Origin of the sequence: Pseudomonas abieticivorans, from assembly GCF_023509015.1 — a bacterium.
Taxonomy (GTDB): Bacteria; Pseudomonadota; Gammaproteobacteria; order Pseudomonadales; family Pseudomonadaceae; genus Aquipseudomonas; species Aquipseudomonas abieticivorans.
On record NZ_CP094975.1, the window covers coordinates 5087050 to 5103529 of the forward strand.

15 protein-coding genes, 1 tRNA gene and 1 pseudogene are annotated in these 16480 nt (G+C 58.6%); 7 read left to right on the top strand and 10 right to left on the bottom strand.

What is annotated here, in order from left to right; all coding sequences use genetic code 11:
* The first annotated feature begins 3 nt into the window (after positions 1–3).
* Genes L9B60_RS23230 through cysG form a run of 4 tightly spaced genes read left to right on the top strand, consistent with a single transcriptional unit; the run spans position 4 to position 4392 of the window.
* Complete coding sequence (locus L9B60_RS23230) at positions 4–1329, top strand: replication-associated recombination protein A (protein ID WP_249673313.1); 1326 nt, start codon at positions 4–6, stop codon at positions 1327–1329.
* Complete coding sequence (crcB, locus tag L9B60_RS23235) at positions 1326–1700, top strand: fluoride efflux transporter CrcB (RefSeq protein WP_249673314.1); 375 nt, start codon at positions 1326–1328, stop codon at positions 1698–1700. The genes L9B60_RS23230 and crcB overlap by 4 nt, the downstream gene beginning before the upstream one ends.
* Before the next feature lie 16 nt (positions 1701–1716).
* Positions 1717–2997 (top strand): serine--tRNA ligase, encoded by a 1281-nt coding sequence (gene serS, locus L9B60_RS23240; protein ID WP_249673315.1) that lies wholly within the window; start codon positions 1717–1719, stop codon positions 2995–2997.
* Positions 2998–4392 carry a siroheme synthase CysG gene (cysG, locus tag L9B60_RS23245; RefSeq protein WP_249673316.1) on the top strand — a complete coding sequence of 465 codons (1395 nt, stop codon included), beginning with the start codon at positions 2998–3000 and terminating at the stop codon, positions 4390–4392.
* 103 nt (positions 4393–4495) lie between these two features.
* Here cysG and L9B60_RS23250 read toward each other — a convergent pair whose 3' ends face one another.
* From L9B60_RS23250 to L9B60_RS23285, 8 genes and pseudogenes are all read right to left on the bottom strand, one after another.
* Positions 4496–5494 (bottom strand): glutathione S-transferase family protein, encoded by a 999-nt coding sequence (locus L9B60_RS23250; RefSeq protein ID WP_249673317.1) that lies wholly within the window; start codon positions 5492–5494, stop codon positions 4496–4498.
* Positions 5495–5589: 95 nt separating this feature from the next.
* Positions 5590–6591, bottom strand: a complete 1002-nt coding sequence (locus L9B60_RS23255; protein WP_249673318.1) for a glycosyl transferase family protein — start codon at positions 6589–6591, stop codon at positions 5590–5592.
* Positions 6588–6923: a TusE/DsrC/DsvC family sulfur relay protein gene (locus L9B60_RS23260; RefSeq protein WP_249673319.1), complete on the bottom strand. Its 336-nt coding sequence runs from the start codon at positions 6921–6923 to the stop codon at positions 6588–6590. Before L9B60_RS23260 ends, L9B60_RS23255 begins: the two co-directional genes overlap by 4 nt.
* Positions 6920–7201 (bottom strand): sulfurtransferase complex subunit TusB, encoded by a 282-nt coding sequence (gene tusB / locus L9B60_RS23265; protein ID WP_249673320.1) that lies wholly within the window; start codon positions 7199–7201, stop codon positions 6920–6922. The genes L9B60_RS23260 and tusB overlap by 4 nt, the downstream gene beginning before the upstream one ends.
* A pseudogene (tusC, locus tag L9B60_RS23270) lies at positions 7201–7561 on the bottom strand (sulfurtransferase complex subunit TusC). The gene tusB and the pseudogene tusC overlap by 1 nt, the downstream one beginning before the upstream one ends.
* A 1-nt stretch (position 7562) precedes the next feature.
* Positions 7563–7955, bottom strand: coding sequence for a sulfurtransferase complex subunit TusD (tusD, locus tag L9B60_RS23275; protein ID WP_249673321.1), 393 nt, complete (start codon positions 7953–7955; stop codon positions 7563–7565).
* A 69-nt stretch (positions 7956–8024) separates the two neighbouring features.
* Positions 8025–9392 carry a nucleobase:cation symporter-2 family protein gene (locus L9B60_RS23280; RefSeq protein ID WP_249673322.1) on the bottom strand — a complete coding sequence of 456 codons (1368 nt, stop codon included), beginning with the start codon at positions 9390–9392 and terminating at the stop codon, positions 8025–8027.
* A 262-nt stretch (positions 9393–9654) separates the two neighbouring features.
* On the bottom strand, positions 9655–10326 hold the full coding sequence (locus L9B60_RS23285) for a Bax inhibitor-1/YccA family protein (protein ID WP_249673323.1): 672 nt from the start codon (positions 10324–10326) through the stop codon (positions 9655–9657).
* 135 nt (positions 10327–10461) lie between these two features.
* Between L9B60_RS23285 and L9B60_RS23290 the strand changes: the two genes are divergently transcribed.
* Positions 10462–10549 (top strand) — tRNA-Ser (locus L9B60_RS23290).
* An 801-nt stretch (positions 10550–11350) separates the two neighbouring features.
* Here the strand turns inward: L9B60_RS23290 and L9B60_RS23295 are convergent.
* Both L9B60_RS23295 and L9B60_RS23300 read right to left on the bottom strand, forming a co-directional pair.
* A complete protein-coding gene (locus L9B60_RS23295; protein WP_249673324.1) occupies positions 11351–11572 on the bottom strand; it encodes a hypothetical protein in 222 nt (73 codons plus the stop codon).
* On the bottom strand, positions 11563–13314 hold the full coding sequence (locus tag L9B60_RS23300; RefSeq protein WP_249673325.1) for a patatin-like phospholipase family protein: 1752 nt from the start codon (positions 13312–13314) through the stop codon (positions 11563–11565). Before L9B60_RS23300 ends, L9B60_RS23295 begins: the two co-directional genes overlap by 10 nt.
* Positions 13315–13553: 239 nt before the next feature.
* Between L9B60_RS23300 and L9B60_RS23305 the strand changes: the two genes are divergently transcribed.
* Complete coding sequence (locus L9B60_RS23305; protein ID WP_249673326.1) at positions 13554–14681, top strand: protein kinase domain-containing protein; 1128 nt, start codon at positions 13554–13556, stop codon at positions 14679–14681.
* On the top strand, positions 14678–16318 hold the full coding sequence (locus L9B60_RS23310; protein WP_249673327.1) for a tetratricopeptide repeat protein: 1641 nt from the start codon (positions 14678–14680) through the stop codon (positions 16316–16318). Before L9B60_RS23305 ends, L9B60_RS23310 begins: the two co-directional genes overlap by 4 nt.
* Positions 16319–16480: the final 162 nt, after the last annotated feature.

Genomic DNA, 16480 nt, shown 5'->3' on the forward strand with positions numbered 1-16480 from the left:
GCCATGGACCTGTTTCGCAGTGACCCCATCGCCCAGCCCCTGGCCGCGCGCCTGCGTGCGCGCAACCTGGACGAGTACGTGGGCCAGGAGCACCTGCTGGCTCGCGGCAAGCCCCTGCGCGAAGCGCTGGAGCAGGGCGCCCTGCATTCGATGATCTTCTGGGGCCCGCCCGGGGTGGGCAAGACCACCCTGGCGCGGTTGCTGGCCGAAGTGTCCGACGCACATTTCGAAACCGTGTCGGCGGTGCTGGCCGGCGTCAAAGAGATCCGCCAGGCCGTTGAAGTGGCCAAGCAGCAGGCCGGCCAATACGGCCGGCGCACCATCCTGTTCGTCGACGAAGTGCACCGCTTCAACAAGTCCCAGCAGGATGCGTTTTTGCCGTATGTGGAAGACGGCACGCTGATTTTTATCGGCGCGACCACCGAAAACCCTTCGTTCGAACTGAACAACGCGTTGCTGTCCCGTGCCCGGGTTTACGTGCTCAAGAGCTTGGACGAGGCGGCCCTGCGCCGCCTGGTCGATCGTGCCCTCACCGAAGAGCGTGGCCTGGGCCAGCGCAACCTGCGCCTGGGCGACGAAGGCTTCGCGATGCTGCTGGCGGCCGCCGACGGCGATGGCCGGCGCATGCTGAACCTGCTGGAGAACGCCTCGGATCTGGCCGAAGACGGCGAAGAGATCGGCACCGAGCTGCTGCAAAGCTTGCTGGGTGACACCCGCCGGCGTTTCGACAAGGGCGGCGAGGCGTTCTACGACCAGATATCGGCGCTGCACAAGTCGGTGCGCGGCTCCAACCCCGATGCCGCGCTGTACTGGTACGCGCGCATGATCGACGGCGGCTGCGACCCGTTGTACCTGGCCCGGCGCGTGGTGCGCATGGCCAGCGAAGACATCGGTAACGCCGACCCGCGCGCCCTGGCCCTGTGCCTGTCGGCGTGGGACGTGCAAGAGCGCCTGGGCAGCCCCGAGGGCGAGTTGGCGGTGGCCCAGGCCATCGTCTACCTGGCCTGTGCGCCTAAAAGCAATGCGGTGTACATGGGCTTCAAGCAGGCCATGCGCGAAGCCACCGAACACGGCTCGCTGGAAGTGCCGCTGCATTTGCGCAACGCACCGACCAAATTGATGAAGCAACTGGGCTATGGCGAAGAGTACCGCTATGCCCACGACGAGCCCGATGCCTACGCCGCCGGTGAAGATTACTTTCCCGAGCAACTTGCGCCGCGCCACTACTACCAGCCCGTACCACGGGGCCTGGAGTTGAAAATCGGCGAGAAGCTCAAGCACCTGGCGGCCCTGGACGAAAACAGCCCCCGCAGGCGCAGGAAAGAATGATCACTACCGTTATCGCCGTCATGCTGGGCGGCATCGTTGGCACGTTGTTGCGTTTTTTCACCGCCAATTGGGTCAACGTCCACTGGCCTCGGCACTTCTATACCGGTACGCTGGCCGTTAATATCGTCGGCTGCCTGTTGATCGGCTTCCTGTACGGCCTGTTCCTGATTCGCCCGGACGTGCCTATCCAGATGCGTGCCGGCTTGATGGTGGGCTTTTTGGGCGGCCTGACCACGTTTTCATCCTTTTCGCTGGATACCGTGCGCTTGCTGGAAAGCGGGCAGGTGGGCATCGCCATTGGCTATGCCGCCCTCAGTGTATTCGGCGGCCTGCTTGCGACCTGGGCCGGCCTGACCCTGACCAAATTCTGATAAACGAGAGACCGACATGCTCGATTCCAAACTGTTACGTAGCGAGCTTCAAAACGTAGCGGACCGCCTGGCTACCCGTGGCTTCAGCCTGGATGTAGCGCGCATCGAAGCGCTGGAAGCCCAGCGCAAGAACGTCCAGACCCGCACCGAGCAACTGCAGGCCGAACGTAACGCGCGCTCCAAATCCATCGGGCAGGCCAAGCAGCGCGGTGAAGACATCGCGCCGCTGATGGCTGACGTCGATCGCATGGCCGCCGAGCTTGCCAGCGGCAAGGTCGAGCTGGACGCCATCCAGGCCGATCTGGACTCGATCCTGCTGGGCTTGCCGAACCTGCCGCACGAAAGCGTGCCGGTGGGTGCCGACGAAGAGGGCAACGTCGAAGTGCGCCGCTGGGGCACCCCGACCGCCTTCGATTTTCCGATCCAGGACCACGTGGCCCTGGGCGAGAAATTCGGCTGGCTGGATTTCGAGACCGCCGCCAAGTTGTCGGGCGCCCGGTTCGCCCTGCTGCGCGGTCCGATTGCCCGCCTGCACCGCGCCCTGGCGCAGTTCATGATCAACCTGCACGTCAGCGAGCACGGCTACGAAGAGGCCTACACCCCTTACCTGGTGCAGGCGCCGGCGCTGCAAGGCACTGGCCAACTGCCGAAGTTCGAAGAGGACCTGTTCAAGATCACCCGCGAAGGCGAGGCTGACCTGTACCTGATCCCGACCGCCGAAGTGTCGCTGACCAACATCGTGGCCGGCGAGATCCTCGACTACAAGCAACTGCCGCTCAAGCTGGTCGCCCACACCCCGTGCTTCCGTAGCGAAGCCGGTGCGTCGGGCCGCGACACCCGCGGCATGATCCGCCAGCACCAGTTCGACAAGGTCGAGATGGTGCAAGTGGTCGAGCCGTCCAAGTCCATGGAAGCCCTTGAAGGCCTGACCGCCAACGCCGAACGCATCCTCCAGGCCCTGGAACTGCCGTACCGCGTGTTGGCCCTGTGCACCGGCGACATGGGCTTCAGCGCCGTGAAAACCTACGACCTGGAAGTGTGGGTGCCGAGCCAGGACAAGTACCGCGAGATTTCGTCGTGCTCCAACACCGGCGACTTCCAGGCCCGCCGCATGCAAGCGCGCTTCCGCAACCCGGAAACCGGCAAGCCGGAACTGGTGCACACCTTGAACGGCTCGGGCCTGGCAGTAGGCCGTACCCTGGTCGCGGTGCTGGAAAACTACCAGCAGGCCGACGGTTCGATTCGTGTGCCGGACGTGCTCAAGCCTTACATGGGCGGCCTTGAGGTCATCGGCTAAATGGAATTCCTGCCGCTGTTCCATAATCTCAAGGGCAGCCATGTGCTGGTCGTGGGCGGGGGCGAAATTGCCCTGCGCAAGTCGCGTTTGCTGGCCGATGCCGGCGCGTTGCTGCGCGTGGTGGCCCCCGAGATCGAAGCGCAGTTGCTGGCGTTGATCGAGAGCAGCGGTGGCCAAGCTGTGCGCCGTGGCTACCTGGAAAGCGACCTGGACGGTTGCCAGCTGATCATCGCCGCCACCGACGATGAGCCACTCAATGCCCAGGTGTCCGCCGACGCCAAGCGCCGTTGCGTACCGGTCAACGTGGTGGATGCGCCAGCCTTGTGCAGCGTGATTTTCCCGGCCATTGTCGACCGCTCACCCTTGGTGGTGGCGGTGTCCAGCGGCGGCGATGCGCCGGTGCTGGCGCGGCTGATCCGGGCCAAGATGGAAAGCTGGATACCGTCCACCTATGGCGAACTGGCCGGCCTGGCCGCGCGTTTTCGCCAGCAGGTCAAAGGCCTTTACCCGAACGTGCAGCAACGTCGTGCGTTCTGGGAAGAGGTGTTCCAAGGCCCCATCGCCGACCGCCAATTGGCCGGGCAGGGTGCCGAAGCCGAACGCCTGCTGGTCGCCAAGATCAACGGCGAACCGCCCCACGCACCGGGTGAAGTCTACCTGGTAGGGGCGGGCCCCGGTGACCCCGACCTGTTGACCTTCAAGGCCCTGCGCCTGATGCAGCAGGCCGACGTGGTGCTGTACGACCGCCTGGTGGCCCCGGCTATTTTGGAGCTGTGCCGCCGTGACGCCGAGCGCATTTACGTCGGCAAACGCCGCGCCGACCATGCCGTACCGCAAGACCAGATCAACCAGCAACTGGTAGACCTGGCCAAGCAAGGCAAACGCGTGGTGCGGCTCAAGGGCGGCGACCCGTTCATCTTCGGCCGGGGCGGCGAAGAGATCGAAGAACTGGCAGCCCACGGTATACCCTTCCAAGTGGTACCGGGCATCACCGCTGCCAGTGGTTGCGCGGCCTATGGCGGCATTCCGCTGACCCATCGTGATTATGCCCAGTCGGTGCGTTTCATTACCGGCCACCTCAAGGATGGCACCAGCGACTTGCCTTGGAGCGACCTGGTCGCACCGGCGCAGACCTTGGTGTTCTACATGGGGCTGGTGGGATTGCCGACCATCTGCGAGCAGTTGATCAGGCATGGCCGCGGTGCCGATACCCCGGCCGCGTTGATCCAGCAGGGCACCACGGTCAACCAGCGGGTGTTTACCGGCACCTTGGCCGACTTGCCACGGCTGGTTGCGGAGCATGAAGTGCATGCGCCGACGCTGGTGATCGTGGGTGAGGTGGTGAAGTTGCGCGAGAAGTTGGCGTGGTTCGAGGGTGCGCAAAGCACCGTGTAAACACGATGCCTGTAGGCGCGGATTCATCCGCGAAAACAACACCGCGGTATTTAAAATGGACTGCGGCGCTCTTTTCGCGGATGAATCCGCTCCTACTGATTACTCATCTGCGCCATGCGCCGGCGCCAGGCAAGCGGTTGCGATCGTGCGCCAAGGTCAAGTCCTGCAACGGCCCCTTCGGCACCACACCCGTCGGGTTGATCGTGGCATGGCTCGCATAGTAATGATGCTTGATGTGCTCGAAATCCACCGTCTGGGCCACGCCCGGCCACTGATACAACTCCAGCAACCAATTGTGCAGGTTCGGGTAATCCACGATCCGCCGCAGGTTGCACTTGAAGTGCCCGAAATACACCGGATCAAAGCGCACAATGGTGGTGAACAGCCGCCAGTCGGCCTCGGTAATGTATTCGCCCGCCAAATAACGTTTTTCGCCCAGCAATGATTCCAGCTTGTCCAGTTCGGCAAACACCTCGTCAAACGCCTGTTCATAGGCGCCTTGGGAGGTGGCGAAGCCTGCGCGGTACACGCCGTTGTTTACGGCCGGGTAAATGGCGTCGTTAAGCGCATCGATCGAGGGCTGCAGGGGCTCGGGGTAGAAGTCCAGGCGGTTGCCGGTCAACTCGTCAAAGGCCGAGTTGAACATGCGGATGATTTCCGAGGACTCGTTGCTGACGATGCGTTGCTGCTGTTTATCCCACAACAGCGGCACGGTCACGCGGCCGGTGTAGTCCGGGGTTTCGGCGGTGTAGCGCTGGTGCAGGTATTCCAGGCCGTCCAGGGCATCGCCGCTGGAGCCGGTGCTTTTATCAAAGGTCCAGCCGTTTTCGCGCATCAGCCAACTGACCACCGACACGTCGATCAGGCTTTCCAGGCCCTTGAGTTTGCGCAGGATCAGCGTGCGGTGGGCCCAGGGGCAGGCCAGCGAGACGTACAAGTGATAACGGCCAGCCTCGGCCTTGAAGCCGCCGTCCCCGCTGGGGCCTGGGCGGCCATCGGCGGTGATCCAGTTGCGGCGCTTGGCCGCTTCGCGCTGGAAGGCACCGTCCTTGCTGCTTTCGTACCACTGGTCGTGCCAGCGCCCTTCGATCAACAGGCCCATATCCTGAACTCCTCGCTAAACCGTATAAGCATAGGAGTTCAGTGTACGGAGAACAGTTCGAACAAAAAGCGCAAAACCCCGGCAGGAATGATCGGTTAAATCGATCGGTCGCGCGTGGCCCAATATTCCCGGGCCAAGGTGAAGGCCTCATCGCGGGTTTTATCCAGCCCGCGCAGGGCCAGGGCCATGGTCGAGATCAGGGCCATCTCGCCATAGCTGTCTTCGACGTCGCCGCGCCACACGGCCAAGAGGTGCGCAGGTTCCAGGCTGGCTGGTTTGACGTGGCGCTGGGCCGACAGGGCCGGCCATTCTTCGTCCCAGCTCTGGCCGCCGGTGGTGGCGTACAGATGGCTGATGCTGTCGGGGTTCACCTCGATCTCGCCGCCATCACCTTTGATCACGATGGCGTGGTCACCCAGCAGGCCGCTGGCATCGCGGTGCACGGCCTGGTAGCCGGGGTGGAAAATGCTCTGCAAACCGCAGCGCGCGCCCAGCGGGTTGAGGATGCGCGCCAGGGAGTGGATCGGCGAGCGCAGGCCCAGGGTGTTGCGCAAATCGATCATGCGCTGCAGTTGCGGCGCCCAGTCCATCAGCGGGGCGAAGGCCAGGCCCTGATCGTCCAGCGCGCTGCCGACCGCCTGCCAGTCACGGCACAACGGGATGCCTAGGGTGCCGAGCAATTGTTCGGTATACAGGCGCCCGGCGGTGTGTGCGCCGCCGCCGTGGATCAGGATGCGCACGCCGTTGCCCGCCAGGCACTTGGCCGCCAGCAGGTACCAGGGCAGGTGGCGCTTTTTGCCGGCGTAGGTGGGCCAGTCAATGTCGACCTGCAGGGCCGGGGCTTTCAGGCGCTCGCGCAGGGCTTCGGTAAAACCGGCCAGCTCCTCTGCGCTTTCTTCCTTGTGCCGCAACAGCATCAGGAAGGCGCCCAGTTGGGTTTGCTCGACCTTCTCATCGAGCAACATGCCCATGGCCTCGCGGGCCTCTTCGCGGGTCAGGTTGCGCGCGCCGCGCTTGCCCTTGCCCAAGGCACGGACGAACTGGGCGAAGGGGTGTTCGGCAGGGGTTTGCAGCAGCAGCGGGGCATGAGTGGTCATATGCAATTGGTCGGCTTGGGCAGGCCCGCGAGTTTCGCGGCAAGTTTGGCGGGAGTGCCGTTGAACAGGCGGTTCAGGTGCGGGCTGTTGCCTTTTTCCACGCCCAGTTTCAGCGCGGTGTACTTGATAAGGGGGCGGGTGGCCGGCGACAGCTCGAACTCCTGGTAGAACTGGCGCAGCAATTCGAGGATTTCCCAGTGGTCTGCGCTCAAGGCAATGCTTTCGCGCGCGGCCAGGGCTTGGGCCACCGGGTGCGACCAGTCCGTCAGGTCAAGTAGGAAGCCGTCCTTGTCCAAGGCGATGCGGCGCCCTTCGACGTTCAATTCGCTCATAGCCAGGTATTGACCTTGTCGTAGTCCAGGGTCAGTTGCACGAACCCGGGGTAGTCCACATGCGGCACATCGGTATCGATGGCGCGGGCTTGCAGGTCTTCGTCCAAAGCGAAGACCTTCTTGCCCTCCAATTGCTGTCGTGGCGCAGTGCCCGGCAGCAGGGCATAGACGGCATCGCCGGTCAGCAGGATTGCATCGTTGTCGCCCAACAGGCGCAGGCAACTGGCCAAACGGTTGTCGGCAAAGGGCGAATGCGAGAGTACATGCAGGGTAGCCATCAGAGGGTAATCACCTGGTCAAAACGGTCGACGAGGGCGCTAAGCTCTGCATCGCCCAGGGGCTGGGCGGGCAGGGCCAGGCTGCTTTCACTCAAGCCCCGTGCGGCCAGGTCGCTGCTTGACACAAACAGCTCGTCCACGCCGAACATTGGCAAGGCCTGCAGGTTGGCGCCGAGGTTTTTTTGCTGCACCTGGGTGGGTTGCTGCTCGCCGAGCAACTGGAACACGCCGTCATCGAGAAACAGCATGCCCAGCGGCAGGTCGAAGGCACCGCCGGCCAGGGCGATGTCCAGCGCCTCGCGCGGGCCGGTGCCCGACCACGGCGCCTGAACGGGTGATGATCAACAGGGACTGGCTCATGTCAGGCGTCTCCAAAGGTCACGAGGCGATCGGCCATTTGCGCAGCCTCATGCAATTGCCCCAAGCCCGACAGCTCCCAGGGCGCCGGCAGGTTGGCCGCCGGGCGCTGGTAGCGTTGGGCTTCTTCGGCATTGAGCACGCCACGGCGCAGGGCGGCGGCGATGCACACCACGGCGTCCAGGCCGTGCTGGCTGACAAAGTCGCGCCACTGCGCGGCCACGTCCAGTTCGTCCTGGGGCGCCACCACGTTGGCGGAGGTGCTGTGCACGCCGTCCTGGTAAAAAAACAGGCGGGCAATCTGATGGCCGCCGGCCAACGCCGCTTCGGCAAAACGCAAGGCGCGGCGCGAGGCGGGCGAGTGGGCAGGGGCGAATACGGCAATGGCGAACTTCATGGTCGGCTCTTTCAGCAAATCTGCTGGAATGATAAAGCCTTGAGCCCAAAAAAGCCCGCCACCGAGCGTTTACTTGGCAGGCGGCAGGAACCAGTTCAGCACCAGTGCACAGATACCACCGGTGGCCACGCCCGATTCCAGCACGTCACGCAGTGCGGTGGGCATGTGCGCCAAAAACTCCGGCACCTGCGCCACCCCCAGGCCCAGGGCCAACGACACGGCGATGATCAGCAGCGCGCGGCGGTCCAGGGTGGTGCTGGCCAGGATATTGATGCCGGAGGCGGCTACTGCACCAAACATCACCATGGCCGCGCCGCCAAGCACGGGCTCCGGCACCGCCTGTATCACCCCGGCCACGCTGGGGAACAGCCCCAGGATCACCAGCATCAGGGCGATCCACACACCGATATGGCGGCTGGCAATGCCGGTGAGCTGAATCACGCCGTTGTTTTGCGCGAAGATCGAGCTGGGGAAGGTATTGAACACCCCCGCCAGCAGCGAGTTGGCGCCGTTCACCAGCACGCCGCCCTTGATGCGGCGCATCCACACCGGGCCTTCCACCGGCTCGCGGGACACCTTGCTGGTGGCGGTCACGTCACCGATCGATTCCAGCGAGGTCACCAGGTAAATCACCAGCATCGGAACAAACAGCGCCCACGAGAAACTCAGGCCGAAATGCAGCGGCACTGGCACCTGGAAGAAAGCCGCCTCGTGCATGCCGGTGAAATTCAAACGGCCCAGGTAGCCCGCCAGGGCATAACCCACTGCCAAGGCAATCACGATGGCGCAACTGCGCATCCACGCCACCGGGATACGGTTGAGCAGCACAATGATCCCCAGCACCACGCCCGACAGCAGCAGGTTCTCGCCGTTGGCGAAGGTGCCGTTGGCCATCGCCGAGAAACCGCCACCCATGCTGATCAGGCCGACCTTGATCAGGGTCAGGCCGATCATCAACACTACGATGCCGGTCACCAGCGGGGTGATGAGCTTTTTAACAAACGGCAAGATGCGCGAAATGCCCATCTCCACGAACGAGCCGGCTATCACCACGCCAAAAATCGCCGCCATCACGCCTTCCACCGGCGTGCCCTGTTTCACCATCAACGCGCCACCGGCAATCAGCGGCCCGACAAAGTTGAAACTGGTGCCCTGCACAATCAGCAAACCGGCACCAAAGGGCCCGAAACGACGGCACTGCACAAAGGTCGCGATCCCTGAGATCACCAACGACATCGACACGATCAGGTTGGTATCGCGCGCCGACACCCCCAGCGCTTGGCAAATCAACAGCCCGGGCGTGACGATCGGCACAATGATCGCCAGCAAGTGCTGGAGCGCGGCCAACATCGCAATCAACGGCTTGGGCCGGTCTTCAAGGCCCAGCACCAGTTCACTGGTAGCGGGCGGGGCAACAGGCTGTTCGTGGGAGCTCATGGCAGTGCCTTGCGAAAAAAGAGCGTGATTCTACTTAGGTTCATGCCGTTGAACATCCTGTAGGCGCGGATTTATCCGCGAAAATCACCGCAGCGACCCTTTCGCGGATACTCCTGCAACCCCCCGCGCGCGCGCCAGACAAACGCAACCGCCCCTAGGAGGACTCATCCGCGAAGGCCGACCTGCGGTCAACCTGGCACACCGCAAAGACAACGGGCGTAAAAAAGCCCGCCGAAGCGGGCTTTCCCTGACTACCTACCCATCAGTCATCACGACCCATGATGCCGAAGATCTGCAACAGGCTGATAAACAGGTTGTAGATCGACACATACAGGCTGATGGTCGCCATGATGTAGTTACGCTCACCCCCTTGGATGATCGCGCTGGTCTGGAACAGGATGCACACCGACGAGAACAGCACGAAACCGGCGCTGATCGCCAGCTGCAGGCCGCTGATCTGGAAGAACATGCCCGCCAGGGTTGCACCCAGCAACACAAAGAAGCCTGCGGTGATGAAGCCGCCCAGGAAGCTCATGTCTTTACGGGTAATCAACACGTAGGCCGACAGGCCGCCGAACACCAGTGCGGTCATGGCGAACGCCGAGCTAACCACTTCCGCGCCGCCCTGCATGCCCAGGTAACGGTTAAGGATTGGGCCAAGCAGGAAACCCATGAAGCCGGTCAGGGCAAACGCCGACACCAGGCCCCACGCCGAATCGCGCAGTTTGTTGGTAAGAAAGAACAAACCGTAGAAGCCGATCAGCACCACGAAAATGTTCGGGTAGCCCACGTGCATCTGCTGGGCAACAAAGGCCATTACGCCGCTGAAAGCCAAGGTAAGGGCGAGCAGACCGTAGGTATTGCGCAGGACGCGGCTGACTTCCAGCTGCTGAGCCTGCTGGCTGCTGTTAACTGCGTAATCCTGTTCGCGCATGGCGACTCTCCTCTGGGGTTGAAACTGGCTCTGAAACGTTCAGATGCAAAGATCATAACAGAGCGGCTGCATCAGGCCACAACGAGAGTTTGACAGTGTGTTTCATTCCGGTATTATGGCGCCCGCAACAAAGCTGGAAGCGTGGCCGAGTGGTTTAAGGCAACGGTCTTGAAAACCGTCGATGGGCAACTATCCTAGAGTTCGAATCTCTACGCTTCCGCCAAAAATTCTTCTGCAGAGCCCGTCCTAGACGGGCTTTGTCGTTTCTGGGGTCGACTGGTCCCCCACTTTGGTAATGGCTTTCACTGGTAACCCACGGAATTTTGTGGATGCAGCTTGTGGTCGTCCAAGACCTTGGGTTTGCCACCCACGGGTATGTCACTCCGTCTCTATGCTCGATACGCGTTAGGCCCGATGGCGTCGGGGGGCTTTACCTGATGTGATTCCAGTTAAAAGCTGACTTTCGACCGATTGCATGGGGTGCTAGAAGTCGAGTGTTCGAATCACTTCGTCCTGACCATATTTCTTGAGAAAATCCAATCACTTAGCAGTGGCTGGATTTTTTATGGTCGATAGTTTTTCCAATAATCAGAACTTTGCCCCCACTTTTTGCCCCACCGATGATTTCTTCGTCCCATCTGCTCAGGCGCGTTAAGTGAGGCGGGGTGCCCCCTACCTAGTAGGAGGAACTTGAAAACGCTTGCTCGACCTCGAGCCAACTCAGTTGGTGCGAGAGACCTGCATACGGTGAGCGGGAAAAACATCAGTGACGCGATGCATCGCAAGCGCTATTTCGCTGATCGTGACTGAGTGTAGGTGCTCTAATATTCCTGGGATTGAGGAGCCGCAACCTCGGCGGCCCTCCATGCTGGGGCCGCTCGTGAAATCTGAGGCGCTGAGGGTAACAAGCTCATTTGATAGGAAGGGCGCCGGCCCGGCTGCACTTCGTTAAGGCTTCTAACGGCGAGGTAAAAAAACCGCCGCGTAGGCGACGGTTCTCAAACGTAGAGATAGCGGTCGTGAGCTAAGAGCCGCAGGCTGTACGTTCACGACCAGCCTCTTCCATCTTACGTTTCTTCTCCGCGCGTTCGTTGTCTCGCTCGCTCAGAAATTCTCGAAGGTGGCTCTGATGTTCTTCGCTAGCCAAGGCTGCAGCTTCAAACGTCGGGTCTAGCACATACTTGTCGGAAGGTTTTTCCTTCTTCGCGTAGACCGACTTACCGCCAACGTAGAGGGTTATAGCCATGAGTTTGATCCTTGCAGGATGAAATCGAGATCTCTCTGCCTTAAATATTCGACCGCCGATTCCTGGATGCGTTCTAGGCATTCCAGAATGTCTTCGTAAGCGTGGTCCAGGGCACCATCGAACGGCATTGTGCCATCGATAATTATAACGATTGGCCGAATTTTAGCCATCTCCCCATGAACCTTGTCGAGGAACGGTGCTCTGGGCCGAGGCGTCACTACCTTGGCGATTGGGAATCCTACGCGAGGCGTCAGCCGAAAGCACATGAACCACTTGACCGAAGACCACATTCTATCCAAAGCATGCAGGGAAATGCTTTGGTCCCAAGGAAGCGTTGCTGCTATCGCTCCGTCAGTCCAAGCAATGCCAGCAGCCGATCCGCTAAGAGGGAGTGTGATCTTGCTATCAGGATGCTGATCTGTAAAACCTGCCCCCGATACCAGCGACAAGCTATTCATCGTTCCTGAGCGTTGTGCGCCGATTGCTACCCGAATGGTGTGATCCTCGAGGGGGGCGGTGTACCAACGACCTTGATATTCCGCCAGCTTCGCCTTGACACCAGCATGGAGAACCTCCGTGGCGTCATCGATCAGCGCCGGGTATGTTGTGAGCTCCTTTCTTAGCTGATGCGTCACCTGGCTGCGTGATCTCCGCACCTCTTCGTAAATTTTTTCGATTGGTGCGTCGAATTCCAGAAGGTTTAAACGACATCTGAGCGGGATTTTTATTATCCGGCCAACAGCTCGCGTGTGGATCTCGCCAGTGCCAGAGACAATGGCATTGATGATTGAGCCAAACCAATGCTTCGGCTTGCGCGGGCCGGGAGCGACCTCAGGACTGATTCCCAACGCGATGGTTGTTGTTCCAGGATAGATCAACCGCTCCTCGTCAAAAGGCCATGCAGGAAGGTTGGACATTAGTCCACCGTCGAAAAAGCGGCCTGAAACGTAGCGTTCCAAATTCTCCGTACTGCGTCGAAATTTTAATCCCCAAGGACGGAAAATGACTGGGAGGCAAATCGAAGCGGCAACGGCGTCAGCCACTGGTGTGTCTGGGGTGCGTTCGTAGCAAAATAGCTCCAAGCATTCTCCAAGAATGTTCGTGGAGATAATTTTGAGGGGTAGCCCGCCATGATCCTTGAGGTCCCGGAAGGTGATGTTCTCTTTTTCTACGCCCAACTTAACTCGAATCGCGCCGTCAATGAGCCGGCGAACCGCTTCAACCGTTGAAATTCCTTGAGACATCCATCGAATCCCCCAGCACATGGCTAGGACCCCGATTGTTGAGCAAATCGCAACAATCTGGGCGATGGTTGGACATGTCGTCAGTATTCCAAAGAAGCACATCAACACGATGAGCGGATATGGTGCTTTGGGTAGGCGGCTAACGTGATGGGAAATTTTTTTGAGGTAATAGCTTTTTAATTCCCGCAGACGATCCGGAAGCGCCCGGCCAATAGTCAGGATCCGCCAAGCTTTTTTGGAGAAGATGTCTGTCGCTCTGTAGATGCCAAAACGAGGGGTAATGGACTGAAAAAGATGCGTTTTACTCTCAGGATCCACCAGTTCCGCACCGGTATAACCGGCCGCGATGAGTGCAGCGATCATAGACCCAGCAGACGTGCCGGCAACACCCTTGATATCCAGGTTAAGGTCGTTGATAGCGAGCAACGCTCCTGCATGGACTACCCCTTTCGCTCCACCACCTTGAAAAGCGAGAAAAACGGGATATCTACTTTCCATAGCTTCAACCTTGGTTCATTCCAATAGAAGGCAACTTTGCTCGAGATGGCGCGCGCGCCTGCCAGGAAGCTAGGTTTACGCGGCGCTTGGGTGTTCGGCATCTGTCTTGAGGATGCAAAATTGTATTCTATGTGCTGGCGATCTGCTATAGATTTAGATGTTTCGACGGTCGCCTGAATACGCGAGTTGGAGCTCTTGATCGGTTGCGCCCTCCCTAAAAACTTGTCCGTGGTGGAAATATGCAAAAACCAGAGGTGCTGGATACCCCCGCTACCCGCCTAATAGGCATGGAGTTGGTAGACGGATGGATTGTCGAGGAGCTTCTGGCCTGTGGGAGAGCCAGCTCGGACAGCTCCGGCGGTACCTACTCCATTTCCTATCGCGTTCGAAGAGGAAACTCGGTGGCTTTTCTTAAGGCCCTAGATTTGGATAGTGTCATTAGGGACGACGGGGACGATGATTTCTTAGGCAGCATCAAGCGTGCTACCCAAGCGTTTGGCGATGAAAAAACGCTTAACGAACTATGTGCAAAAAGCCGGATGCGCCAAGTGGTCACGATCCTAGGACATGGAGATGTAAAAATTGACCGAAAGCCGGAAGACCACATGCCTCGCGTGGCTTACTTAATACTTGAGCTTGCCGACGGCGGTGATGTCCGGAGCCATGTCGCTAAGATCTCAAGCGACGACTACGCAAAAAAATTCAGCTATTTGAAGGATGTGCTTTTAGGTATTGGGCAGCTTCACAGCGAGGGGATAAGCCATCAAGACCTCAAGCCTTCGAACGTAATGGTGTTTAGCCTTGCAGGAGCAAAGATTGGCGATCTAGGGCGTGCGGCTGTCCAGGGGTATGGTAACAGCGCGTTTGAGCATTCCAGTGTTGCGGGTGATTTCAGCTACGCTCCCCCTGAGCAACTTTATGGCAGTGTGCCTACTGAGTGGATTGATCGTAGGCAAAGAGCAGACCTCTACCAGTTCGGTTCACTAGTTGCGTTCCTCCTGTTTGGGGTAACAGTTAACACGATCGTTAAAGAGCTTCTGCCGCCTGCTGTGGGCCCGAAGCACTGGTTTCCCAGTGAAGGGGGAAGCAGTAGTTATGCCCAGGCGTTACCCTATCAGGAGGCTGCTTTTTTTGAAGGTTTGCAAAACATTAAAGAGGCGTTACCCGCCTGGGCCGCCGACAAGGTGATTGGCCTAATCACTCAATGTTCGCATCCTGACTACACAAAACGCGGCGCAAAGCAGATCCTTGGAAAAGGGGATCAGTTGGGGTTGGGCCTGAATCGTTTTGTGAGCGCTTTGGAAAATCTGCGAACAGAAGCAAAAAAGCAAGCGATCCTTGAAGAAAAAAGGCAGAAAAAACTATGAGCTTTGGCAAGGAAGAGTCTGACAGGAAAGTCATACCGCTTTGGGATCAGTCGAAACTGGCCTCATCTCTGGCCGAAAATTCAGCAATTCGGTCTCCTAAACATCAAACTTCGGATGTTTCGGAATCTAAAAGACTGATGGCGGAGTTCTCGAGTTCTTCGAAACTGGGTACAGCCATCGAGCTTCTGAACTCTGCCAAGCTTGAGAATAATAACCAAGGAGCGCTAATTGCGTCTCGGCGAGTCATTGAGGACGGGAGCTTGCCAGCGTCCGTCCTTTCTTTGGCGCGGAGCACACTCGAAAATGAACAGGATCCCGGGCAGACGGCGAAGCCTAGAGATCGTATAAAAGCTCTTCGAAAATGCCTTGTAGCTAGCCCTAAGAATACGCTGGCGTGGGTGGATTTGGCGCGTGAATATATTTCTCTAGGACAAGGTGAACCTGCTGAGCGGGCTATGAGTGTAGCACTTGGTTTGGCCCCAACTCATCGGTGGGTCTCACGGGTTGCGTCCAGGCTATTCATCCATCTCGGGGATGTCGAACGATCACATTTTTTGTTGGCTCGCCATCCAGCGGTTAGGAGCGATCCCTGGATCGCTTCGGCCGAATTATCAGTCTCTCAAATGATCGGAAAAGTTAGCCGAAATCTATCCTCCGCTCGGAGAATTCATGAACTGGGGTTACACCCTAAGCATACCACCGAACTCGCTAGTTCGTTAGGAACGTTGGAGATCGAAAGTGGCGCAATCAAACGCGCAAAGATGTATATTCGCGACTCGCTTTTGCATCCGAATCGAAACACCCTCGCCCAAGCATTATGGGCTGAACAGAGGCATGACATTAAGTCGGATCATCACTTACAAGTCCAGAGTTTAGAAATTGCGTACGAAGCTAAAGCAAGAGAAAGCTATATTCAAGGTGACGCTGAACCAGCGATCGCACACGCTTTAGATTGGTTGGCCGCCGAGCCGTTTTCAAGCAAGCCGCCGGTGTTGGCAAGTTATATCGCATCGTTGGATGATCGATACGAGCAAATTATAGAAATAACGAAGCAGGGGTTGGTAGCGAACCCAAATAATTCACTTTTAAAACTGAATCGTGCATACGCGGAATTGGCAATGATTACCCCGTTGCACCCAGTGGAAGAAGATAGTGCAAAGCTTGATGGGTGGATTTCACTATTTAATGAAGAGTTGAGAGAGGGTGGCTCACACCACGCACAAGCATTGGCCAACTACGGGATGCTTTGCTATAGAATGGGTATGCTCGGAGAGGGTAGAAAGTACTACGAGGCTGCCGAGAAAGTCTGTCAGGCTGAAAGCTACCGAGATCCAGTGCTGTGCACTATTTACCATGCGCGGGAAGCATTATTGGCAAAGGCTGAATGGGCTGTCACTATACTAGAGCGGGCGCGTGCGGTGACTCAAAGAACAACAGATATTGGAAAGCTCGAAGGGTCTGACAGCTTGGATAAAGTGAATCGGCTATATTCTAATCCTGATAATTATCGAGCAATATTCAAAATGCCCATTCGCTCAAATATCAAGCCTGTCGACCCGTTGGTGAATTTGGAGTTTGCGGATTCAATTTACGATGGGCTAAGTTTTCATCTCCCGGATGGCTTCAGTCGTCGCTAGCTTTTAAGGGTAAGTGCCACGTCAGATTAAAGTGGAGTGGGCCTGTACCATGGCGGGTCTCCATATATCGAGGTCACAGAGCTAATCGATTGGACCAAAAAGCGCTTGAGATTCAATGTCAATCGCGATGTTTGCAGTCGCTTTAATCTCATCTGCTCGCTG